This is a genomic window from Salinicola sp. V024 (genome assembly GCF_052645315.1).
Window position 1 is genome coordinate 1 of sequence record NZ_JBQXYB010000008.1, and the last position, 21501, is coordinate 21501.

General features: G+C 61.8%; 19 protein-coding genes. 8 read left to right on the forward strand and 11 right to left on the reverse strand.

Annotation, left to right across the window (positions count from 1 at the left end):
* Positions 1-43: 43 nt before the first annotated feature.
* From ACUN9V_RS12590 to ACUN9V_RS12600, 3 genes are read right to left on the reverse strand one after another with little or no spacing between them, the layout of a single operon-like run.
* Positions 44-796 carry a hypothetical protein gene (locus ACUN9V_RS12590; RefSeq protein ID WP_445511637.1) on the reverse strand — a complete coding sequence of 251 codons (753 nt, stop codon included), beginning with the start codon at positions 794-796 and terminating at the stop codon, positions 44-46.
* Positions 793-2517, reverse strand: a complete 1725-nt coding sequence (locus ACUN9V_RS12595; protein ID WP_445511638.1) for an HsdM family class I SAM-dependent methyltransferase — start codon at positions 2515-2517, stop codon at positions 793-795. The genes ACUN9V_RS12590 and ACUN9V_RS12595 overlap by 4 nt, the downstream gene beginning before the upstream one ends.
* Entirely contained in the window at positions 2514-2771 is a 258-nt protein-coding gene (locus tag ACUN9V_RS12600) for a type I restriction-modification system subunit M N-terminal domain-containing protein (RefSeq protein WP_445511639.1), read from the reverse strand. The genes ACUN9V_RS12595 and ACUN9V_RS12600 overlap by 4 nt, the downstream gene beginning before the upstream one ends.
* A 215-nt stretch (positions 2772-2986) precedes the next feature.
* Between ACUN9V_RS12600 and ACUN9V_RS12605 the strand changes: the two genes are divergently transcribed.
* The 5 genes from ACUN9V_RS12605 to ACUN9V_RS12625 all read left to right on the forward strand — a co-directional run bounded on the left by ACUN9V_RS12605 (position 2987) and on the right by ACUN9V_RS12625 (position 7860).
* A complete protein-coding gene (locus ACUN9V_RS12605; RefSeq protein ID WP_445511640.1) occupies positions 2987-3616 on the forward strand; it encodes an HAD family hydrolase in 630 nt (209 codons plus the stop codon).
* Between the two features lie 551 nt (positions 3617-4167).
* Positions 4168-5109: a metal ABC transporter substrate-binding protein gene (locus tag ACUN9V_RS12610; protein ID WP_445511641.1), complete on the forward strand. Its 942-nt coding sequence runs from the start codon at positions 4168-4170 to the stop codon at positions 5107-5109.
* On the forward strand, positions 5106-6056 hold the full coding sequence (locus tag ACUN9V_RS12615) for a manganese/iron ABC transporter ATP-binding protein (protein ID WP_445511642.1): 951 nt from the start codon (positions 5106-5108) through the stop codon (positions 6054-6056). The genes ACUN9V_RS12610 and ACUN9V_RS12615 overlap by 4 nt, the downstream gene beginning before the upstream one ends.
* Positions 6056-7021, forward strand: a complete 966-nt coding sequence (locus ACUN9V_RS12620; RefSeq protein ID WP_445511643.1) for a metal ABC transporter permease — start codon at positions 6056-6058, stop codon at positions 7019-7021. The genes ACUN9V_RS12615 and ACUN9V_RS12620 overlap by 1 nt, the downstream gene beginning before the upstream one ends.
* Positions 7018-7860 (forward strand): metal ABC transporter permease, encoded by an 843-nt coding sequence (locus ACUN9V_RS12625; RefSeq protein ID WP_445511644.1) that lies wholly within the window; start codon positions 7018-7020, stop codon positions 7858-7860. Before ACUN9V_RS12620 ends, ACUN9V_RS12625 begins: the two co-directional genes overlap by 4 nt.
* A gap of 48 nt (positions 7861-7908) precedes the next feature.
* Here the strand turns inward: ACUN9V_RS12625 and ACUN9V_RS12630 are convergent, their stop codons facing one another.
* The 4 genes from ACUN9V_RS12630 to ACUN9V_RS12645 all read right to left on the reverse strand — a co-directional run bounded on the left by ACUN9V_RS12630 (position 7909) and on the right by ACUN9V_RS12645 (position 12738).
* The gene (locus tag ACUN9V_RS12630; RefSeq protein WP_445511645.1) at positions 7909-9300 is read right to left on the reverse strand and encodes a sodium:solute symporter family protein; all 1392 of its coding nucleotides are present in this window, start codon (positions 9298-9300) and stop codon (positions 7909-7911) included.
* Between the two features lie 123 nt (positions 9301-9423).
* Positions 9424-10692, reverse strand: a complete 1269-nt coding sequence (locus ACUN9V_RS12635) for an amidohydrolase family protein (RefSeq protein WP_445511646.1) — start codon at positions 10690-10692, stop codon at positions 9424-9426.
* 154 nt (positions 10693-10846) lie between these two features.
* Positions 10847-11779, reverse strand: coding sequence for a LysR substrate-binding domain-containing protein (locus tag ACUN9V_RS12640; protein WP_445511647.1), 933 nt, complete (start codon positions 11777-11779; stop codon positions 10847-10849).
* Between the two features lie 59 nt (positions 11780-11838).
* Positions 11839-12738, reverse strand: coding sequence for a LysR family transcriptional regulator (locus ACUN9V_RS12645; RefSeq protein ID WP_445511648.1), 900 nt, complete (start codon positions 12736-12738; stop codon positions 11839-11841).
* A 119-nt stretch (positions 12739-12857) separates the two neighbouring features.
* Here ACUN9V_RS12645 and ACUN9V_RS12650 point away from each other — a divergent pair, with 119 nt between their 5' ends.
* Positions 12858-13727 carry an aldo/keto reductase family oxidoreductase gene (locus ACUN9V_RS12650; RefSeq protein ID WP_445511649.1) on the forward strand — a complete coding sequence of 290 codons (870 nt, stop codon included), beginning with the start codon at positions 12858-12860 and terminating at the stop codon, positions 13725-13727.
* A 51-nt stretch (positions 13728-13778) separates the two neighbouring features.
* On the opposite strand, the gene ACUN9V_RS12655 is transcribed toward ACUN9V_RS12650, so the two are convergent.
* On the reverse strand, positions 13779-14711 hold the full coding sequence (locus tag ACUN9V_RS12655) for a LysR family transcriptional regulator (RefSeq protein ID WP_445511650.1): 933 nt from the start codon (positions 14709-14711) through the stop codon (positions 13779-13781).
* Between the two features lie 130 nt (positions 14712-14841).
* Between ACUN9V_RS12655 and ACUN9V_RS12660 the strand changes: the two genes are divergently transcribed.
* Together ACUN9V_RS12660 and folE2 are read left to right on the forward strand one after the other, a co-directional pair.
* A complete protein-coding gene (locus tag ACUN9V_RS12660) occupies positions 14842-16011 on the forward strand; it encodes a mandelate racemase/muconate lactonizing enzyme family protein (RefSeq protein WP_075560590.1) in 1170 nt (389 codons plus the stop codon).
* Positions 16012-16076: 65 nt separating this feature from the next.
* Positions 16077-16997: a GTP cyclohydrolase FolE2 gene (gene folE2 / locus ACUN9V_RS12665; RefSeq protein WP_445511651.1), complete on the forward strand. Its 921-nt coding sequence runs from the start codon at positions 16077-16079 to the stop codon at positions 16995-16997.
* Positions 16998-17051: 54 nt separating this feature from the next.
* On the opposite strand, the gene ACUN9V_RS12670 is transcribed toward folE2, so the two are convergent.
* The 3 genes from ACUN9V_RS12670 to zigA all read right to left on the reverse strand — a co-directional run bounded on the left by ACUN9V_RS12670 (position 17052) and on the right by zigA (position 21275).
* Entirely contained in the window at positions 17052-18152 is a 1101-nt protein-coding gene (locus ACUN9V_RS12670; protein WP_445511652.1) for an NADH:flavin oxidoreductase/NADH oxidase, read from the reverse strand.
* 131 nt (positions 18153-18283) lie between these two features.
* Positions 18284-19600: a methyl-accepting chemotaxis protein gene (locus ACUN9V_RS12675; RefSeq protein WP_445511653.1), complete on the reverse strand. Its 1317-nt coding sequence runs from the start codon at positions 19598-19600 to the stop codon at positions 18284-18286.
* 472 nt (positions 19601-20072) lie between these two features.
* A complete protein-coding gene (gene zigA / locus ACUN9V_RS12680) occupies positions 20073-21275 on the reverse strand; it encodes a zinc metallochaperone GTPase ZigA (protein ID WP_445511654.1) in 1203 nt (400 codons plus the stop codon).
* Between the last annotated feature and the right edge of the window lie 226 nt (positions 21276-21501).

The following is a 21501-nucleotide window of genomic DNA, read 5'->3' on the forward strand; positions in this document are numbered from 1 at the left end:
GATCGAATGCGTGGCTCGCATCATCATGATGGCGGCCCGGTCTTCAGCAGAAAGATGGCGATAGCAGTGGTTCATGGCAACACCGTACCTGATGGGTCACGTGTTGCGCTTGGTCATTGAGACCGCCGTCCTTCATCGGCACCTCGGGATCCAGCCCCTTGGTAACGGCATGAGAGATCACCGCCTGGCGCTTTTCCTTGAGCAGCTCAATCAGGCGCTTTTGCTCGTCGATCAGCGCGTCGATGCGGGCGGTTTCGTGGTCGAGGAACTGAGCAATCGCTATCTGCTCAAAGTGGCTAGGTAACGCACAAAAAAGGCGCCCAAAGGTCTCAGGATACAACCTGAGCCGCGAATCGATCACACCAGAAGAGAAAGCTTTATAGTATCGAGTATACTCATCAGACCGAACAAGATAATCGAGGAACTTAGGCTCCGAGCAATCTATGACGACAAAAACGCTATATGCGGGACTAACTATGCCACTTTGCCAAGCAAACCCAAGCCCACGATTCCAAGCCAGCATGATGTTCATAATAAGATCGCTAGCTTTACATGATTTATAACCTTTCAACGAGTCAGCGCGGGTCAAATGCTCATTGTCTTCACGCATATCAGACCTAGGGCGAACGCCCCAATAAGCAGAGACTGACAAAAGCTCCTCGCTGCCATCTTCTGATCGCCCGACACGCTCCCTAAAAACCTGCTTAAACCGATATAGATTCCAATGTACTGGTATCTCGCCCAACCACTCGACGCCGGAGTCCTTGTATTCGGCATATTTCGGAAATGTCGTCATGCCGACATCCCCTCGATCATCTGCTTGATCCGGTCGGTGCAGGCCTTGAGATCGGCGTCGATCTCCTCCAGCGGGCGTGGTGGCTTGAACTCATAGAAGTGGCGGTTGAAGGGGATCTCGAAGCCGACAATACCGATGCGGCCGTCCTGCTCGTCGCGTTTGTCTTCGTCGACCCAGGCATCCGGCACGTGGGGCTGAACTTCGCGCTTGAAGTAGTCGAACACGGATTCACCCAGCGGCACGTTTTCGTTATCGCGCAGGCTGCTATCCGGCTCCGGGTTACCTTTGCTGTCGAGGCAGAGTTCCGCTTCCGGGTCGCGCTCGGAAAGCGCATTGAGAATGGCTTTCTGCACCGGCGCGCCGATTTTCAATCCGGCCGTTTTCAGGGCGGCTTTCAACGCCTTGGTGAAAGCGTCGCGGTTGATATGAACCTGCTCGGGATCAAGCGTCGCGCAGGCGGTCTTGAGCGCTTCGCGCTCCGCCTCGACGAGTTTCTGGATGGGCTTCTCGTCATCCAGCTTCGCCAGCCGTTCGGGACTTGCCTGGAAGTTCAGGCGCAGCGGGCGCTCCACGGTGATGCGTCGGTAGCCGAATGCGTCGATCGGGAAGATCTTGCTCTCTTCATCCTCGAGGTTCTGCCCGTAGAGCCGTACGATCGCTTCGATGTCCCCATCAGCGACGAACTGGCGCTTGCTGCCAAGCGACTTGCGCATCTTGCTGGCGCGACCGGTGGCGTTGATCAGTTGCACCTTGCCGCGACGCTCGGCCGGCTTGGCGTTCGAGAGAATCCACACGTAGGTGGCGATGCCGGTGTTGTAGAACATGTCCGTAGGCAGGCCGACGATGGCCTCGACCATGTCGTGCTGGAGGAGGTAACGGCGAATCTCGGACTCACCGCTTCCCGCGCCGCCGGTGAATAGCGGCGAACCGTTGAGGATGATACCGATGCGCGAGCCGCCCTGCTGCGTGGGCCGCATCTTGCTGACCAGATGCATCAGGAACAGTAGCGAACCGTCGGAGACGCGCGGCAGGCCAGGGCCGAAACGCCCGTTGAAGCCTTTCTGCTTGTGTTCGTCGGTAACCTGTTTCTGTACTTTCTTCCACTCCACGCCGAACGGCGGGTTGGAGAGCATGAAGTCGAAGTGCTCGCCGGCGAGCTGGTCGTTGGCGAGCGTGTTGCCCAGCTTGATCTGTTTGACCTCCTGGCCCTTGACCAGCATATCCGCCTTGCAGATCGCGTAGGACTCGGGGTTGAGCTCCTGACCATGTAGCGACACACTCATGCCGCCGCTGACCTGCTGCATGTACTCGTCGCTTTCGGAGAGAAAGCCGCCCGTGCCTGCTGTCGGGTCATAAACGGTGACGATGCCGCCGCTCTTGAGCCTGGCATCCTGATTGGTCAGCACCAGCGAAGTTGTCAGATGCACGATATCGCGCGGGGTGAAGTGCTCCCCCGCCGTCTCGTTGGAGCTTTCCGCGAACTTGCGGATCAGCTCTTCGAAGACCAGCCCCATGCCGAAGTTGGAGAGATGTTCCGGACTGAGATCCGTCTTGGCGAACGCCTCGACGACCTTATAGAGCAGATCATTGGCGCTTAGCTGCTGAACGAAGTTCTCGAACTCGAAGTGCTCGAAGATCTCACGCGCATCCTGGCTGAACGACTGCACGTAACTCATCAGGTCGTTGGCGGTCTGCGTACTGGAGAGCGTACCCAGCGTCAAAGATGAAGCGTTGTAAAAGGCTGCTTGGCCGCTCGTAGCAGCAATTGCTCGCGTACGCCATCCGGCTTGTCGCGATGCGCGTGCGCCGCATCCACCACCGCCTGCTTGGACGGCGCCAGCACACACTCCAGCCGTCGCAGTAGCGTGAAAGGAAGGATGATGCGGCCATACTGGGACTGCTTGAAATCGCCGCGCAGCAGATCCGCGACGGACCAGATGAAGGCGGCCTGCCGTGAGTGGCTTTCAGTATTCATGATCTTCGGAAGTATCCCTGCGTCTCGATGCACTGTTCGTATAATGCAGGGAATCATACAGGTGACGCGGAAACCATGGCATCCGGCGACCTGGTGAAAACACTGGCACGCTACGCTAAGCCCCTGAACCGACTGTCAGGACAAACCGAGCGCTCGATAACGCAAAGCTGTCGCCAAATGGCATGATGACCATTATTCAATCGACGAGTGACGTGATGCCTCCCTCATCTCCCCCGACCGACCTTCATTCTCTCTCCACCCTCACCCACTGGGTCTTCGACATGGATGGCACGCTGACCGTCGGCGTGCATGACTTCCCCGCCATTCGCCGTCATCTCGAAATTCCTGACGGCGCCGATATTCTCCATCATCTGGAAACGCTGCCCGTGGCCGAGCGCGATGCCAAACACGCCTGGCTGCTCGAACACGAGCGTGAACTCGCCATGCGTTCCACCGCTGCCCCCGGCGCCATCGAACTGGTTCGGGCACTAGGCGAGCGTGGCTGTCGGCTCGGCATTCTGACCCGCAACGCCAAGGAGCTGGCGCACATCACCCTCGATGCGATCGGCCTGGATGACTGCTTCGCTCCCGATGACGTGCTCGGCCGCGACGAGGCACCGCCCAAACCCCATCCCGGCGGACTGGAGCGCTTCATCCAACGCTGGAAGGTGGCGCCATCGGATCTGGTTATGGTCGGCGACAGCCAGTTGGATATGGCCTGCGGCAGAGCCGCCGGCGCGCGAACCGTGCTGGTCAACGCGCCGCAGGCCCGGGAGACGAGAGACGCCGATTGGCATCTCGCGGATTGTCGGGCGCTGGCCAAGCGACTCGTCAACGACAGCTGATCATTCTATCGCTCCCAACACTCCCGACACTCCCATCACTCCCGAAGCGTCGTATCAGCGCGCTCGGTGACCGGGCGCCGCCCTCCACTTCTCTCATCGATAACGGCCAGATAGGCGTCAGATACCGGGAATGCCGATCGGACCTGGCGCATCAGGAATCGGTGAGCATCCGCCAAGCACCAGGGTAGCGCCCAGCATAATCGTCACCAAAAACAACACTTTAGCTGCAGGCATATCGCCGGCCTCCTGAGTTCATGTGCCACGAGTCTAGACGATAGACGGACGCGCTCCATCGCTCCGCTCGATTTTCGTATTTGCAAGAGGCGAAAGGACTTCACGACAAGCCTTAACCGATGCTACAAATAACAACCTTGGGAATAGAGTTAAACCGTGGTTAATTAGACAGGGTCGCTAATCGTTTGCCGTCGAAGCATGGGCTCTGCGATCCCATGAATCAGCGCGCTGACAGAGAGCTGCCCCAGACACTCATGTGGGTGAGCACAATCGCTGGGTGTCTGAGAACCCAAAGCTCGAGAATCAGGAGATGGACCATGAAGCGAGGTTTACAACGTTCGGTACTGCTCGGTGTCGCGAGCGTGATCCTCGGCATCTTGCTCGCTCTCCCCGCCAGCGCTCAGGACACCGGCCAAAACGTGAGCCAGAACAAGTTCAAGGCAGTGACCACCTTTACGGTCATTGCGGACATGGCGCAGAACGTGGCCGGAGACGCCGCAACGGTGGAGCCGATTACCCGGCCGGGCGCCGAGATCCACAACTATGCGCCGACCCCGCGCGACATCCTGCGTGCCCAGGATGCGGACATGATCCTGTGGAACGGGCTCGATCTGGAACGCTGGTTCGAGCGCTTCTTCCACAATCTGAAGGACGTGCCCAGCGTGGTGGTATCGAAAGGCATCGAGCCGATCAGCATCGCCGAGGGTCCGTATGACGGCAAGCCCAACCCGCATGCCTGGATGTCGCCGACGAGCGCGTTGATCTACGTCGACAACATCCGCGACGCGTTCATCGAGCACGACCCCGCCAACGCCGAGACTTACCGCAACAACGCCGAACGCTACAAGCAAGAGATCGAAACCGCCGTTGCGCCCATCCGCGATTCGCTGGCGCAGATCCCCGAGGAGAATCGCTGGCTGGTGACGAGCGAAGGCGCGTTCTCCTATCTGGCGCGGGATTTCGGCCTGCGCGAGCGCTACCTGTGGCCGATCAATGCCGATCAGCAGGGCACGCCACAGCAGGTTCGCCAGGTGATCGATGTCATTCGCGCCAACGACATTCCGGCGATCTTCAGCGAGAGCACCGTCTCCGACAAACCGGCGCAGCAAGTAGCCCGCGAGACCGGCATCCATTACGGCGGCGTGCTCTACGTCGACTCGCTCAGCGAACCCGACGGCCCGGTGCCGACCTATATCGACCTGCTGCGCGTCACTTCGGAGACGATCGTCAAAGGCCTGACTCAAGGGGCTTCATCATGACGACGCCTGCCGATACGTCGGCCAACGCGGCTAAAGGGGCATCGACCGGCGCCGAGACGCCATCGGCCGACGTCGCGCCAGCCGGTGCCGGCATCCGCGTGACCGATGCCGCCGTCATCTATCGCAACGGTCATACCGCGCTGCGCGACACCAGTTTCGAGATCCCCGCGGGTACGATTACCGCGCTGGTGGGCGTGAACGGTTCCGGCAAGTCGACGCTTTTCAAGGCGATCATGGGCTTCGTGCGTCTGGCTCAAGGCGAGATCCAGGTGCTTGGCCTGCCGGCCAAAACCGCGCTCAAGCGCAATCTGATCGCCTACGTGCCACAGTCGGAAGAGGTCGACTGGAACTTCCCGGTGCTGGTCGAGGACGTGGTGATGATGGGGCGCTACGGCCACATGGGGATGCTGCGAATTCCCAGGCAGGCCGACCACGACGCGGTCGAAACCGCGCTGGAGCGCGTCAGCATGAGTGAGTTCCGTCAGCGTCAGATCGGCGAACTCTCCGGCGGCCAGAAGAAGCGCGTGTTCCTGGCCCGTGCGCTGGCCCAGGATAGCCGGGTGATCCTGCTCGACGAGCCGTTCACCGGGGTCGACGTCCAGACCGAAGATCAGATCATACGGCTGCTGCGCGAACTGCGCGCCGAGGGGCGCGTGATGCTGGTCTCGACCCACAATCTCGGCTCGGTGCCGGAATTCTGCGACCGTACGATAATGATCAAGGGCACGGTGCTCGCCCATGGGCCCACCGACGAGATATTCACCCCGCACAACCTGGAGCGCGCCTTCGGCGGGGTGCTGCGCCACTTCGTGCTCGATCAATCCCAGCAGACCGGCGCGCCACCCCATGCCGTGGGCGTGTTCACCGACGACGAGCGCCCGCTGGTGATGCAGAACGGTATTGCCGCGCGGCGCCACCGCGGTACCGGAAAGGGAGGCTCCCGTTGATGGATCTCCTCATGCCGTTCGGCTATCTAGTCGAGCCCTTCGGTTATCTATTCGAGCCCTTCGGCTATGGCTACATGCGCAACGCGATGTGGGTGTCAGCGCTGGTCGGCGGCGTCTGCGCGTTTCTCTCCTGCTACCTGATGCTCAAGGGCTGGTCGCTGATCGGCGATGCGCTGTCGCATTCGATCGTGCCCGGCGTCGCCGGCGCCTACATGCTGGGGCTGCCGTTTTCCCTCGGCGCCTTCTTTGCCGGCGGGCTCGCCTCGGCGGCAATGCTGTTTCTCAACCAGCGCAGCAAGCTGAAAGAGGACGTCATCATCGGTCTGATCTTCAGCTCGTTCTTCGGCCTGGGGCTGTTCATGGTGTCGCTGTCGCCGACTTCGGTGAATATCCAGACCATCGTGCTCGGCAACATTCTGGCGATCACGCCCACCGATACGCTGCAGCTGGTGACGATCGGCGTGGTCTCGCTGGTCATCCTGCTGGTCAAGTGGAAGGATCTGATGGTGACGTTCTTCGACGAGAGTCACGCCCGCTCGATCGGGCTCAACCCCACCGCGCTCAAGATCCTGTTCTTCACCCTGCTGGCCGCCTCGACCGTCGCGGCGTTGCAGACGGTGGGCGCGTTTCTGGTGATCTGCATGGTCATCACGCCGGGAGCCACGGCCTATCTGCTGAGCGACCGCTTCCCGCGGCTGCTGATCATCGCGGTGACGATCGGCACGCTGACCAACTTCTTCGGTGCCTACGTCAGCTATTTTCTCGACGGTGCCACCGGCGGCGTGATCGTGGTGCTGCAGACAGCGATCTTTCTCATCGCGTTCGTGTTCGCGCCCAAGCACGGCATGCTGGCCGCGAGACGCCGGGCCGCGGCGTCCCTGGCTCGTGAGCCGGCGCCTGCGCCACGAGAGCCGATGCCGTCGACGCGATCTTCGGCAACCGACTCCACGGAGCCCCACCGATGAACTGGCTCGATACCCTGTTGATGCCGTTCCAGTTCGGCTTCATGGTCAACGCCATGGTCATCGCCGTGCTGGTCACCGTGCCGATGGCCCTGCTCTCCTGCTTTCTGGTGCTCAAGGGCTGGTCGCTGATGGGGGATGCCATCTCCCACGCCGTCTTTCCGGGCGTGGTGATTGCCTATCTGATCGGTATTCCCTACGCCATCGGCGCCTTCGTCGCCGGCATGTTCTGCGCCGTGGCCACCGGCTTTCTCGAGGAAAACAGCCGGATCAAGCAGGATACGGTGATGGGAATCGTCTATTCCGGTATGTTCGGCATCGGCCTGGTGCTCTACATCAAGATCCAGTCGACGGTCCATCTCGATCACATCCTGTTCGGCGACATTCTGGGCGTGGCCTGGCGCGATATCGGGGAGTCGGCGCTGATTGCCTTGATCACCGTCGGCGTCATCGGTCTCAAGTGGAAGGACTTCCTGCTCCACGCCTTCGATCCGACCCAGGCCCGGGCGGTCGGTTTGCGAACCCGGCTGCTGCACTACGGCCTGCTCTGCCTGATCTCGCTGACCATCGTCGGCGCCTTGAAAGCCGCCGGGATCATTCTGGCCATTGCCCTGCTGATCGCGCCCGGCGCCATCGCCTTCCTGCTGACCCGACGCTTCAGCACCATGCTGCTGCTGTCGGCAGTGATGTCCGCCTTCATCGCCTTTCTCGGCGTCTATCTCTCGTTCTTTCTCGACAGCGCGCCGGCCCCAACCATCGTGCTGCTGTTCTCGATCGTCTTCGGGATCGCGTTCATCGTTTCGACGCGACGTGTGGCAAGCCGAGAAACGAAAGCGGGGTAAGGCATTTCGGCCTTACCCCGTCTCCGATGCGAACGGCGACATCTACCCTCAGACGGAGGGCGACTCGACGGCCACCCGCGGCCGGCTGGCCAGACTCACGCCGATCAGCGTCACCGCCGCCAGCGGCATCGCCACCAGCACGCTGTTCCAGCCCATCGGCTTGCCCAGCGCGATCTCCCACACCAGCGTCACCACGCCGCCGACGATCATCGCCGACAGCGCCCCGGCCGGTGTGGCGCGCGGCCATAGCAGCGCCGCTAGGAACACCGGTGTGATCGCGGCGCCGTACATGCCGTAGGAGTACATCTGCATCGCCAGCACGCTGGGGAAGAACGCGCCCAGTATCCAGGCCAGAATGCCGAGCCCGACGACGGTCAGGCGATTCACGAGCAGCGCCTTGCCCGCCGGAATATCGAGATTCAATAGACCGCCGAGAATATCCTGGGTCAGGCTGGCCGAGGCAGAGAGCAGATAGCTGTTTCCCGTCGTCAGCAGCAGCGCCACGAGCGACGCCAGCAGCAGGCCGCCGACCACCGTGGGCAACCCTTCCCGGGCCAGCGTCATCATCGCCGTGGAGGGCGTGATATCCGGGAACATCACGCGTGTGGCGCAGACCAGCAGCACGATCAGCGAGGTACACGCGATCGAGGCGATGACCAGGCCCATGGCGGCTTTCTTGGCCGTGGCCGGGTCACGCGCGGCGGCAAAGCGCTGGAACAGATTCTGGTCGCCCAGAATCAGCAGGAACAGCGGCAGGAAGTAGCCCAGTGCCTGCCACGGCGACAGCCCGCCCAGCAGCGTGTGGTGCGTGGCCGGCAGCGCGTCCATCATGTCGCCGAGACCTCCGAGACGAGTCAGCACTATCGGCGCCGCGATCAGCATGCTGCCAAAGATGATGATCGCACTCAGATAGTCGGTATAAGCCACCGAGACCAGGCCGCCCATGGTCGCCAGGCCAATCATGATCGCCGCCGCGATCAGCACGCCTTGCCATACCGGCAGCCCGAATGCCAGGTTGAGCGCCTGTCCGGCACCGGTGAACTGATACGAAACGATGCCGACGTAGGCCAGCAGGATGATCAGCGAGGCGATCGAGCGCGCCGTGGATCCGAAACGTTCCTCGATCAATCCGGGGATGGTGGTCGCACGCGAGCGGCGCATCTTCTGCGCCAGCAGGAAGTAGACCACCAGGGCCGCGATCGGCGTTCCGGCGAAGAAGAAGATCGCGGCACCGGGGCCATGCTGGAAGACGAAGCTGGCGCCACCGACGATCGAGCCCGACCCCACGAAGGTGGCCAGCAGCGTCGCGGTCAGTACCAGGGTGGAGAGCGAACGCCCGGCCACGATGAAGTCGGTATCGTCGTGGACCTTGCGTCGCGAGAAGTAGAGCCCGATGACGACCATTAATACGATATACGCGATGACGAAGAATGCCTGCATGATCGCAGCCTCCTGTTCTTGATTGTTATGAGTCGTGATTGTTATACGTCGTGATTGTTATGGGTTGTGATGATTGTCCGTCTGGTTTCGCGGCCGGGACCGCGTTCGCGATCCCTTCAATCATCAATGACTCAGTCGATCCTTGATCGCCCGGCCGCCCTGCATGATCAGCGACAGATGCTTGCCCTGGCCGGTCAGCAGGCTCATGTCCTCCAGCGGATTGCCGTCGACCACGATCAGATCCGCCCACGCCCCCGGCACGATGCAGCCGATCTCGCCTTCCATGCGCAGCAGTCTGGCCGCGGTGGAAGTGGCACTGCGAATCACCTCGTGCGGCGGCAGCACCTGGGAGCGGATCACGAACTCCTCCGACTGGTGCGGATGCATCTCGCCGAGCAGGTCGGTGCCGTAGGCCATCTCCAGCCCCGCCTCGCGCATGGTGACCAGGCTCTCGAGCCCGGCCAGTCGTACGTCGTCGATCTTGGCAACCGATTCGGGCTTGAGCCCGTAATCGGCACCTTCGATCTTGAGGCGTTCGTAGGTCACCAGCGTGGGGCACGCCATGGCACCGCGTTCGGCGGCCAGCCTGGCCGTGTCCGCCTCGATCAGATTGCAGTGTTCGAGGGAACGCACGCCCGCTTCAACGGCACGACGAATCGCTTCGTCAGTGTAAAGATGGGCGCTGACGTAGGTCTGGGCGTTGGCGGCCTCTTCGACAATGGTTTTGAGCTCGTCCACCGAGAAGCTCAAAAATTCGATCGGATCGCTGGGCGACGAGACGCCGCCGTTGGCCATCACCTTGATGAACTGGGCGCCGGCCTTGATCTCCTGACGCACCGCGCGGCGCACCGATTCGACCCCGTCGCAGATCCGCCCCATCGAACCCAGGCGCCGGGTCTGGTACTGGTCGTCGCGCTCGTCATAGAAGCCGCGGTAGTCGTTGTGACCGCCGGTCTGGGAAAGCGCCTTGCCGCAGATCACCAACCGCGGCCCGACGAAGTGGCCTTCCGCCACCGCCTGCTGGATCCCCCGATCGGCACCGCCAACATCGCGAACGGTGGTGAAGCCGCGCATCAGCATGCCTTCCATGATCGGTTTGGCACGCGCCGCGACCAATGAATCCGGCAGCAGCGCGTTAGCGCCGAGATCAGCCATCGTCGCAATGACGTGAACATGGCAATCGATCAGACCCGGCATCAGCGTGCGCCCTTCGAGATCGATCACGCGGGTGTCACCGACCGCTTCGATCGGCGTGTCCGAGACCTGGACGATACGGCCGTTCTCGACGAGAACGTGTACTCCGGCACGCGGCTCGGGGGACGAACCATCGACCAGATTGGCGTTACGGAACAGGACGGCTGGCGACGGGAGTGCGGAGGAAAGTTCGGTCATGAATTGGGCTCTCGGGAGGCATTATTGTGCTTGGGAGGTACTGTCGTGATAGTCATCCAAATACGACTTGAGCCTACCCAGCGCCTCGTGCCCCTGAAAATCTTTAAAAATGCATGCCAGCATGCGGCCAGCGCATCGATCCTGCGTCGGGCGATCAATCTCCCTGCGGCGCCATCTCCAGCAGCCAGCGCTTGAAACAGCGCGTGGCGACGTTCTCCCGACGTTCGTCCGGCGTGATCAGAAAATAACCGCCCCCGTGGCTCGCCCAGTGATCAGTCGCGCGGACCAGCCGCCCCCTGTCGATCTGACTGTCGATGACGTGTTGCCAACCCAGCACGATGCCTTCGCCAAGTACCGCCATTTCGACCAGTGGCGGGTAGTGATTGATGGCGATGGCGTTGTTCAGGCTCACCGTCGGCAAATGGTGATAGCGAAACCAGTCACGCCAGGAAATCCACAGACTCTGGGCATCCTCGAGCACCAGCAGCGTCTCCTCACTCAACTGTTCAGGCGTCAACCCCGAGTCCGGCCCCACCCCATGACGCTCCCGGCAGGCTTCGAGATAACCGGGCGCACAGACCGGAAAGACTTTCTCCGGGATCAGATAAGTGGTCTCGAATCCCGGCAGAGATGCCTGCTTCAAGTAATACAGCCCGATATCGAACTCGAAGGACGACAGTGACGTCACTCCATCGCGCACGATCAGGCGCAGCTTGATATTGGGATATTGACGCCGAAACCGACCCAACCGGGGTGCCATCCAGAACTGCGCCACGCCGGCGGTGCAAGCCACCGTCAGCTCGCTCTCGCCGGTGGATTTCATCACCTCGGCGGTGGCGTTGACGCAGTCGTCCAGGATCGAACGCACCTGCAGCGCATAGGTTTCCCCCGCGCGAGTCAGCGCCAGTTGCCGCTGCTCGCGGATGAAGAGCTTGCGGCCCAGGAACTGCTCCAGGTGAACGATCTGCCGGCTCACCGCGCTCTGGGAGAGGTTCAGTTCGACGGCGGCCCGGGTAAAGCTCATGTGTCGCACGGCCGCTTCGAAGGCGATCAGGGCGTTGAGCGGCGGCAGCGGTGAAATGCGCATGAGAAGCTCCACGGAGACTACGGAGAGGAGCAGGATACGTCATCGCGCCGCCGGGAACGCTAGCCGCGATCGCGAATGAAATCGATGAAGGCCCGCAGCGGCGCGGGCACCAGCCGGCGATCCGAATAGTAGAGGTAAGGCCCGGTGAAACGTTGCCACCAGGGTTCGAGCACCGGTACCAGCGCGCCACTGGCGAGATACGGTTCGACCCACTGCTCGAAGATCATGATCAGACCGACGCCTTGCAAAGCTGCCTCGACGCCAAGATCCACCCCGCCGCCGATGCTGACCGTCAAAGGGCCGGTGGGGTCGATGCGAATCGACTCCTCCCCGCGCTCGAACTCCCACGCCGCCTGGTTGCCGTTGGTGAAGCGGCCACGGATACAGGCGTGCCGCAGTAGGTCGCGGGGATGGGCAGGGGTGCCGCGATGCGCCAGGTAATCGGGCGAAGCGACCAGCGCGAAACGCTGCTCGCGCGGGCCGATGGGCACGGCGATCATGTCCTGCTCGAGCAATTCATCGTAGCGAATGCCGGCATCGAAACCCGCCGCCAGCGTATCCGTTGCCGCGCTGTCGGCGGTGATCTCCACGCGGATCTCCGGGTAGGCCTTGAGGAAGGCGGGAAGCAGGGAAGGCAGGATCAGTCGTGCCGTGCTGACCGGCACGTTGAGACGAAGGGTGCCGACCGGGCGATCCCGGAACCCGTTGATCGCATCCAATGCATTTTCGACTTCCTCGATCGCCGGAGCCAGTCGCGAGACCAGGGCGGCGCCGGCCTCGGTCAGCGTCACCGCCCGCGTGGTGCGATGAAACAATCGAATGCCGAGCGCGGTCTCGGCGCGACGCACCGCATCGCTCAAGCGCGATGGGCTACTGCCGGTCAACCGCGCCGCTTCTCGAAAGCCCTTGGCCTTGGCAACGGCCAGCACGACCTGGAGATCACCGAGATCGGCGCTCATTGTGCAGTTATCCGTACGACTTGTAGTGATTGAGCATAATAGTCGCACAACGCTAACGGGCCTACCATAAGCACACACAAGGGCGTCTGACACATCATCCATGACACAGGAGTGAACGCATGTCCCTCATTGAAAAAGCCGGCACTTACGCGCTCGGCGACCGGCAGGTCAAACGGCTGGGCTACGGCGCGATGCAGCTGGCCGGGCCCGGCGTGTTCGGCCCGCCCAAGGATCCGGTGCGGGCCATTCAAGTGCTCGAGGACGTGATCGCCGCCGGTATCGATCACATCGACACCTCGGATTTCTACGGCCCCCACGTCACCAACCAGCTGATCCGGCAGGCGTTGCATCCTTATCCGAACGAACTCTGCCTCGTCACCAAGGTCAGCGCCCGGCGCGACGAAACCGGTGCCTGGCTACCCGCGCTCTCGCCTGCCGAACTTACTCAGGCGGTGGAAGACAACCTGCGCAACCTGGGCCTGGAGCAGATGGAGGTCGTCAACCTGCGCAGCATGCTGGACGTGCACGGGCCGGCGGAAGGCTCACTGGAGGCGCCGCTGACGACGCTGGCGGAACTCAGGGAACGCGGCCTGATCAAGCACATCGGGCTAAGTAACGTGACGACCACTCAGGTGACGGATGGACGGGAAATCGCCCCCATCGTCTGCGTGCAGAATCAGTACAACCTGGCCAATCGCGCCGACGATGCATTGATCGATCAGTTGGCCGCGGACGGCATTCCCTATGTGCCGTTCTTCCCGCTGGGCGGGTTCACGCCCCTGCAGTCGGAAACGCTGACAGAGGTCGCCAGGACGCTCGACGCCACCCCGATGCAAGTGGCGCTGGCATGGCTACTCAAGCGCTCGCCCAACATTCTGCTGATCCCCGGCACTTCGTCGCCCGAGCATCTGCAGGAAAACATCCAGGCGGCCGCGCTGGAGATTCCCGAGACGCAGATGGCGCTGCTGGATCGTATCGGCGGTCAATAGGGTGATCGACGCGGGCACGCTCGGGAGCGTGCGGCGGTCTCATTTCGTGTCCTAATCCCGTGTCATCAAACGCTCCCAGAATGCCTCGGCGAAAGCCGGCAGCGTTGTCCTGGCACGGGTCACGTGAATTTCGACGGGGATATCCCAGGCCGGCCCGAGCGCCCGGACCAGCTGGTGCTCGCGCCATTCCGACTCCGCCAGGATGAGCGGCAGCCAGGCCATGCCCTTGTTCTCCAGCGCCATCGACATCAATACCGCCGCCAGGTGGCTCGAGAACAGCGGCGCTCGTGGGGCGAACTCGGCATGGCTGCTCAGCCGGTGGGCAACGATGCGCCCCAGTCCGGAAGCGTCGGTATAGGCCAGATAGGGGTCGGCGGGATCGTCCGCCGACAGGAATTCGGGATCGAAGCCCGCCGCTGCGCCCTTGCCCTCGCCGAGTTTTCTGCTCAATTCCGTACCGATCAGCGGTACCAGAGTGTCCTGCGCGATCCTTCGACTCTCGAACCGGCCCGGATCGAGCCGCGTGGGCACCTCCGGGTGACGGTGACTGAGCAGGAAATGCACCCGCCCCTGCGTCAGCCTCTGCTCGCATTCCGCCATGCTCTCGGTATGAAGCTGCAGCGCCTCGATCGGCGCCCCCTTCTCGACCTGACGGATCCAGCGCGGAAAGAACGTGAACGACAGCGAATGCGTCGCCGCGAACTGCAGGGTTCGGGCGGTCTTGCCCGCCACCTCCCGGACTTCTTCACGCAACCGATGCAGGCGGGTGGCGGACTCGAGAGCGCCGCCCTGCATCGCCCGCCCCGCCTCGGTCAGCGACGTCCCCTGTGGCGTACGCACGAACAGGGTGACGCCCATCCACGCCTCCAGCGCCCGTATCCGTCGGCTAAAGGCCGGCTGGGTGATATGGCGCGCCTCCGCGGCACGCACGAAGCTGCCGTGCTCCGCCAGCGCAATGAAGTCTTCGAGCCAGACCAGTTCCATGGATCGATTCCTGTGAGCGGATGCCAATAGCAATGCCGTTTAGGCATGACAACCCTCGTTAATAGCATTGGTTGGCGATCCATGGCCAGCGCTATCGTGGCTTTCACCATTCACTGACGAGTATTCCGCCATGCGTATTGTGGACATCCGTGAACAGACCGCGTCGATCGCCTCCCCCATCGCCAATGCCTATATCGATTTCTCCAAGATGACCTGCTCGGTCGTGGCGGTAATCACCGACGTGATCCGCGACGGCAAGCCGGTGATCGGTTACGGCTTCAACTCCAACGGCCGCTACGGCCAGGGTGCGCTGATGCGCGATCGCTTTCTGGCGCGGGTGCTGGAGGCCGATCCCGAGACACTGATCGATCACGATCGCGACAACCTGGACCCGTTCGCCATCTGGAAGACGTTGATGACCAACGAGAAGCCAGGCGGCCACGGCGAGCGCTCCGTGGCAGTCGGCACGATCGACATGGCGGTCTGGGACGCCGTGGCCAAGATCGAGGGCAAGCCACTCTATCGGCTGCTGGCGGAGCGCTACCGCGATGGCCAGGCCGACGACAAGGTGTGGGTCTACGCCGCCGGCGGTTACTACTACCCCGGCAAGGACCACTCGAAGCTGCAGGAGGAAATGCGGGGCTATCTCGATCGCGGCTACAGCGTGGTCAAGATGAAGATCGGCGCCGCCCCGTTGGACGAGGACCTGCGCCGGATCGACGCGGTGCTGAAGGTGGTGGGAGACGGCAGCCGCCTGGCGGTCGATGCCAACGGTCGATTCGATCAGGCGACGGCCATCGCCTACGCCGAAGCGCTCAAGCCTTACAACCTGTTCTGGTACGAAGAGGCCGGCGACCCGCTCGATTACGCGCTGCAGGCGGAGCTGGCCAACCACTACGACCTGCCCATGGCCACCGGCGAGAATCTGTTCTCGCATCAGGACGCCCGCAACCTGCTGCGCTACGCCGGCATGCGCCCGGATCGCGACTACCTGCAGTTCGACTGCGCGCTCTCCTACGGGCTGGTGGAGTATTTGCGTACGCTCGATGTCATGGCCGAGATGGGCTGGTCCAGCCGCCGCGTGGTACCCCACGGCGGCCATCAGATGTCGCTCAATATCGCCGCCGGCCTGCACCTGGGCGGCAACGAATCCTACCCGGACGTGTTTCAGCCCTTCGGCGGCTTTGCCGACGGCATCCAGGTGGAAGATGGCTACGTCGCCCTGCCCGACGTCCCGGGCGTCGGGTTCGAAGCAAAATCGGCGCTCTACAAGGTCATGCGCGAACTCGGCGGCGAGTGAAGGTTGTGCTCATCGACGCCAAAAGATATGTTATAAAATAACATTAATGACATCGATGAGCGATCATGAACCTCACCGTACCGCCGCTACCGGATGTCGCCGCTGGGCGCGAACCGGAACCGTCCAGGGCGTCGGCTTACCGCGCCCTGCAACATGTCGGCATGCAGGGCATCGCCACCCGCCTGCAATGGGAGGATGGCACTCGGCTGCCCGCCACCGCCGACGTCAGTGTCGATCTCGCCGCCGGCCAGCGCGGCATTCATATGTCCCGGCTCTATCGGCTGCTGGACCGGCTCGACGAGTCGCCGCTAACACCGGCCGGATTGACGATGCTGGGTAACGCCTTGCTCGATAGCCAGCAAGGCATCAGTCAGGCCTTGGCACTAACGCTGCGCTTCGATCTGCCACTGCGCCGCCCGGCGCTGCTCAGTGGCGAGAGCGGTTGGCGTCACTATCCGTGCAGGCTGGAATTGAAAGGCAGCCGAGAAGCGCTTGAGACCATACTGACGCTATCAATCGACTACGCCTCCACCTGCCCCTGCTCGACCGCGCTGGCGCGCCACGCCATGGCCCGGGACTGGCGCCATTGGGTGGAAGAACAGATGCATGCCGACATCGATGCCGGGACCGTCGCCGACTGGATCGAGCACCAGGGCGCTTTCCCCACGCCGCACAGTCAGCGCAGCCGGGCCGCTCTCTCGCTCACGCTAAGTCCCCGGGCGGCATTCGTCGCTGCCGATCGTATCGATACTTTCGAGCGCTTGCTGCAGACACCGGTTCAGACACTGGTAAAACGCATCGACGAGCAGGCCTTTGCAGAGCGCAATGGCGCCAACCTGATGTTCTGCGAGGATGCCGCCAGGCGGCTGGCCGAGGGTTGCGATGCACAGCCCGACGTCACGGGCTATCGCATCGAAATCGTCCATGCCGAAAGCCTGCATGCCCATGATGCGATTGCCGTGGTGGAACGCGACTTGCCTGCATGAAGCCCGTCGTCGATCACCGACGACGGGATACCACCAAGCCAAACCGACGAATGCCTAGCCGAACAGCCCTTTCAACGTGTGCGGCTGGCTGCGCAGGTACTGCTTCGGCGCGTGGACACTAGCACCCAGCTTGGCAGCGGCGTGCCACGGCCAGCGTGGATCAAAGAGCATGCCGCGTGCCAGCGCGACGGCATCCGCTTCACCGCTGAAGACGATGCCTTCGGCCTGCTCCGGCTCGGTGATCAGCCCGACGGCGATGACCGGCATGGCGACTTCCTGCTTCATGCGCCGCGCGAACGGCACCTGGTAACTGGGGCCGACATCCAGCGCCTGGCGCGGATCGAGACCGCCACCGGAGCAGTCGATGAAGCTGCAGCCGCGGGCGTCGAGCGCCTTGGCCAATTCCACGCTCTGCTCCAGGTCCCAGCCGCCCTCGACCCAGTCACTGCCGGAGATACGAATACCCACCGGCTTGTGCTGCGGGAAGACCTCGCGGACGGCGTCGAAGATTTCCAGCACGATCCGCATGCGGTTTTCGAGACTGCCGCCGTATTGGTCATCGCGCTGGTTGGAGAGCGGCGACAGGAATTCATGCAGCAGATAGCCATGGGCCGCGTGGAGCTCGATCAGATCGAAACCCAGGCGATCGGCACGCTTGGCCGAGGCCACGAAGCCGGCCTTGAGCGCTTCGATATCCTCGAGGCTCATGGCTTTCGGCGGACGCTGATCGTCCTGATACGCGACCTCGGACGGCGCCACGGTCTGCCAGCCGCCCTGCTCGAGCGACAGCTGCGCGCCACCTTCCCAAGGCGCCTGACAGGAGGCCTTGCGCCCGGCGTGGCCGAGCTGGATACCGATCGGCATCGGCGAGTGGCCACGCACGGACTCGAGCATGCGCGCCATGGCCTGCTCGTTATCATCCGAATATAGGCCGACGTCGCCTGGGGTGATGCGCCCTTCCGGCGCCACCGCCGAAGCTTCGACCATCAGCAGGCCGGCACCGGAGAGCGCCAGATTGCCGAGATGGATCGTATGCCAGTCAGTCATGTTGCCGTGCTCGTCGGCGGAGTACTGGCACATCGGTGAGATCACGATGCGATTGGCCAGCTCGAGCTCGGCGAGCTTGAGCGGCGTGAACAGCTTGGGGGATGCCATGGAAAAATTCCGGAAACGAATGATGGCGAAAATGTAGCTGGCTAATAATTGTTTGGCAATGGCCGCGCCTCATCGATAGCCGCAGAAGAAGACCTAAATATCCACGGGGGCTGATCACGATATGCCCATATTCATGTCGCGCACCGCAGGGTCGGGGCGTTCTCAGCTTCGAGGTGAGATAGGGTCGATGTGACGTGGGCAATGGCACTGACGACATCGTTGGCCCCGGCACGAATCCTATCGATGGCATGACCGGCTTCGCCCGCCATGCGGACGCCGTTTTCCACGCTGCCCAGACAGACCTGCATGCCACCGCTCACTTCGTGAGTGAGATCGCGCAGGCTGGCGACGGTGGCGGTGATGTCGCGAGTGGCCTGGGAAGTGCATATCGACAGCTGGCGTACTTCGTGAGACACCACCGCGAAGCCGCGGCCATGCTCACCGGCACGGGCCGACTCGATGGCGGCATTGAGCGCCAGCAGGTTGGTCTGCTCGGCGATATCGCGAATGCTTTCGACCACCGCGCTGATGTCGGCGGAGCGTTGCGCCAGGGAATCGATCAGCTGCGAGGCAGCCGCAACCTGATCAGCGATACAACGAATTTCGGTGATGGTCTCGTCGATGATACGCGAACCGTCGCTGGCGGACGTTTCCGTGTTCGACGAAATGCGATAGGCCATTTGCGCGCTTTCATTCTCACGTGTCACGCGGTCGGTGATATCGGTCGCGAACTTGACCACCTTGTAGAGCTGCCCCTCGGAATCGAAGACCGGGTTATAGCTCGCTTCGAGCCACAGCGCTCGACCTCGCCTGTCGAGTCGTTTGAACTGCCCCGACATGAATTCACCTGCGTTCAGATGAACCCAGAAATCACGGTACTTCTGGCTCGCTGCATAATCGCGTTCGCAGAATATCCGATGATGCGTGCCTTTGAGCTCTTCGAGAGCGTAGCCCACCGTATTCAGAAAATTATCGTTAGCGGTCAGGATATGTCCGTCTGGAGAGAACTCGATGACCGCCATGGCCCGATCGATGGCGTTCAGCCGGCTGTGCATGTCCTGCTCGTCGCGTACCCGCGCGGTGATGTCGGTCGCCGTCTTGACCACGCGAATGATCTTTCCACGACGGTCGCGGACCGGATTATAAGAGGCTTCCAGCCAGAGCGTGTGGCCGTCTTCGGCAATGCGCTTGAAACGACCGGTAATGAACTCGCCTTGCTGCAGCCGATCCCAGAAGGCCGCGTATTCTCGACTCGCGGCCAGTGCCGGATCGCAAAGTTGGCGGTGGTGCTGGCCGATCAAGTCGACGCCACGATACCCGGTGATATCGAGAAAGTTGTTATTGGCGGTAAGGATGATGCCCTCCGGGGAGAACTCGATGATGGCCATGGCACGATGGATGGCATCGAGCACGGCTTCATGATGACGCGGCGAGCGAAATAGGGCCATGTGCGGCGTTCCTTTATTATTCAATGAGTTCTTGACGACTCACTTGGAATTCTATGGTGGGCCTGAAACGGCGTTATTAGCGAGTGTGTTTCAGCCAGACTAAAAGCGTTGCCATCAATATCGACAGTATTGTCCGAAATTTTAGTCTTTGGGCAGCTAAGCGCATGAATTAAAAACCGAAGTAATATTAGGGTCATACTGATAGTCCCGCGCGCAAGCCACTTTTATTCAGGATAATGGCATCGACGCAATACCCGTATTATGAATCGAGCACTTAGATGTTCCACTCAAGCTAGTTATATCGATGAATTTAGTGATATCGATGAATCTAGCTATATTGATAAATAGAGATGTCGTACTGAAGAAAACACCGAGCCCTAAAAAACCCCGATACCCTTGTGAGGATAACCGGGGAACCTCCGGTGGAGACCAGACTCTTGGCGGCCAGATTCTGGAGACGTCGAAAGCGTGATCAGACGGCGGCCATATCCCACTCGGGGAACGGGTCCGACAACGTCACCCAGTAGTCCTTGCCGCGCGCCAGTTCCTCATCACTCAGCAGGCACGCCTCGAGCCGCCGGCGAATCTCGGCGGCATCCAGGCCCTGGCCGATGAACACCAGCTCCTGGCGCATGTCGCCGAACGACTCCTGCCACTTTTCCAGGATCGAGGCGCGATACTCGGGATCCTGCGGCCAGCGCGATTCCGGCACCGCGCGCCAGAACAGGCCGGCGAAGCCGTGATGGGCGATACCGCCGGCCTGGCTCCACTGACCGGCGAACTGCGGCCGGCTGGCGAGCCAGAAGAACCCTTTCGAACGTAGCAGCTTGCCGTCGCCCCAGTCGCCGTGCAGCACGTCGTGGAAGCGCTGCGGGTGAAACGGCCGCCGCGCCTCGAAACTGAAACTGGATATCCCGTACTCCTCGGTTTCCGGAACGTGCTCGCCGCGCATTTCCTTGAGCCAGCCCGGCGCCTGTTGCGCCTTGTCGAAGCTGAAGCGGCCGGTATTCAGCACCCTTTCCAGCGGCACCTGCCCGTTCTGAATCGCGATGATCTCGGCGTCGGGGTTGAGGCTTTTCAGTACCGCCTCGAGTTCGCCCAGGGCGCGCGCATCGATCAGGTCGGACTTGGAGATCAGCAGCACGTCGCAGAATTCGATCTGATCGACCAGCAGGTCGGCGACATTGCGCTCGTCCTCTTCACCCAGACTCTCGCCGGCTTCGGCCAGCGACCTGGCTTCGTGGTACTGGGAGAGAAAGTTGGCGCCGTCCACCACCGTGACCAGCGTATCCAGCCGGGCGACCTGGGACAGGCTCCGCCCCTGCTCGTCCTCGAAGGTGAAGGTCTCGGCCACCGGTAGCGGCTCGGAGATGCCGGTGGATTCGATCACCAGATAATCGAAGCGCCCCTCGTCGGCGAGCCGATTCACCTCGATTAACAGATCCTCGCGCAACGTGCAGCAGATGCAGCCGTTGCTCATCTCGACCAGTTTCTCTTCGGCGCGATTGAAGTCGACTTCGCGCTCGACCAGCGCCGCGTCGATGTTGATCTCGCTCATGTCGTTGACGATCACCGCGATGCGCCGGCCGTCGCGGTTGTTGAGCAGGTGATTGAGAACGGTCGTCTTGCCGGCGCCGAGAAAACCGGACAGGACGGTAACGGGTAATGGTTGCACGAATAGTTCCGATGATATTTTTTATTATGTTATATTGTAACAATGGCGGCGACAACCCTGATTGATTGCTCGGAAACGAACATGAGCGACGGTCATTAGCGAAAGTCGAATGCGCTTTTCGCCGGATATTGCGCACACTGTGACAAAACGATGACACCGAACATGGCCCAACGAGACACACAATAGGCGCGGCCGGTGTCGCTTATAACAACCTCCGTTTCAGGAG

Excerpts from the sequence above, each read along its gene's own strand:
- ACUN9V_RS12590 (WP_445511637.1), bottom strand. The coding sequence starts at position 796 with ATGACGACATTTCCGAAATATGCCGAATACAAGGACTCCGGCGTCGAG.
- ACUN9V_RS12600 (WP_445511639.1), bottom strand. The coding sequence starts at position 2,771 with ATGAATACTGAAAGCCACTCACGGCAGGCCGCCTTCATCTGGTCCGTC.
- ACUN9V_RS12605 (WP_445511640.1), top strand. The coding sequence starts at position 2,987 with ATGCCTCCCTCATCTCCCCCGACCGACCTTCATTCTCTCTCCACCCTC.
- ACUN9V_RS12610 (WP_445511641.1), top strand. The coding sequence starts at position 4,168 with ATGAAGCGAGGTTTACAACGTTCGGTACTGCTCGGTGTCGCGAGCGTG.
- ACUN9V_RS12615 (WP_445511642.1), top strand. The coding sequence starts at position 5,106 with ATGACGACGCCTGCCGATACGTCGGCCAACGCGGCTAAAGGGGCATCG.
- ACUN9V_RS12620 (WP_445511643.1), top strand. The coding sequence starts at position 6,056 with ATGGATCTCCTCATGCCGTTCGGCTATCTAGTCGAGCCCTTCGGTTAT.
- ACUN9V_RS12625 (WP_445511644.1), top strand. The coding sequence starts at position 7,018 with ATGAACTGGCTCGATACCCTGTTGATGCCGTTCCAGTTCGGCTTCATG.
- ACUN9V_RS12630 (WP_445511645.1), bottom strand. The coding sequence starts at position 9,300 with ATGCAGGCATTCTTCGTCATCGCGTATATCGTATTAATGGTCGTCATC.
- ACUN9V_RS12635 (WP_445511646.1), bottom strand. The coding sequence starts at position 10,692 with ATGACCGAACTTTCCTCCGCACTCCCGTCGCCAGCCGTCCTGTTCCGT.
- ACUN9V_RS12640 (WP_445511647.1), bottom strand. The coding sequence starts at position 11,779 with ATGCGCATTTCACCGCTGCCGCCGCTCAACGCCCTGATCGCCTTCGAA.
- ACUN9V_RS12645 (WP_445511648.1), bottom strand. The coding sequence starts at position 12,738 with ATGAGCGCCGATCTCGGTGATCTCCAGGTCGTGCTGGCCGTTGCCAAG.
- ACUN9V_RS12650 (WP_445511649.1), top strand. The coding sequence starts at position 12,858 with ATGTCCCTCATTGAAAAAGCCGGCACTTACGCGCTCGGCGACCGGCAG.
- ACUN9V_RS12655 (WP_445511650.1), bottom strand. The coding sequence starts at position 14,711 with ATGGAACTGGTCTGGCTCGAAGACTTCATTGCGCTGGCGGAGCACGGC.
- ACUN9V_RS12660 (WP_075560590.1), top strand. The coding sequence starts at position 14,842 with ATGCGTATTGTGGACATCCGTGAACAGACCGCGTCGATCGCCTCCCCC.
- folE2 (WP_445511651.1), top strand. The coding sequence starts at position 16,077 with ATGAACCTCACCGTACCGCCGCTACCGGATGTCGCCGCTGGGCGCGAA.
- ACUN9V_RS12670 (WP_445511652.1), bottom strand. The coding sequence starts at position 18,152 with ATGGCATCCCCCAAGCTGTTCACGCCGCTCAAGCTCGCCGAGCTCGAG.
- ACUN9V_RS12675 (WP_445511653.1), bottom strand. The coding sequence starts at position 19,600 with ATGGCCCTATTTCGCTCGCCGCGTCATCATGAAGCCGTGCTCGATGCC.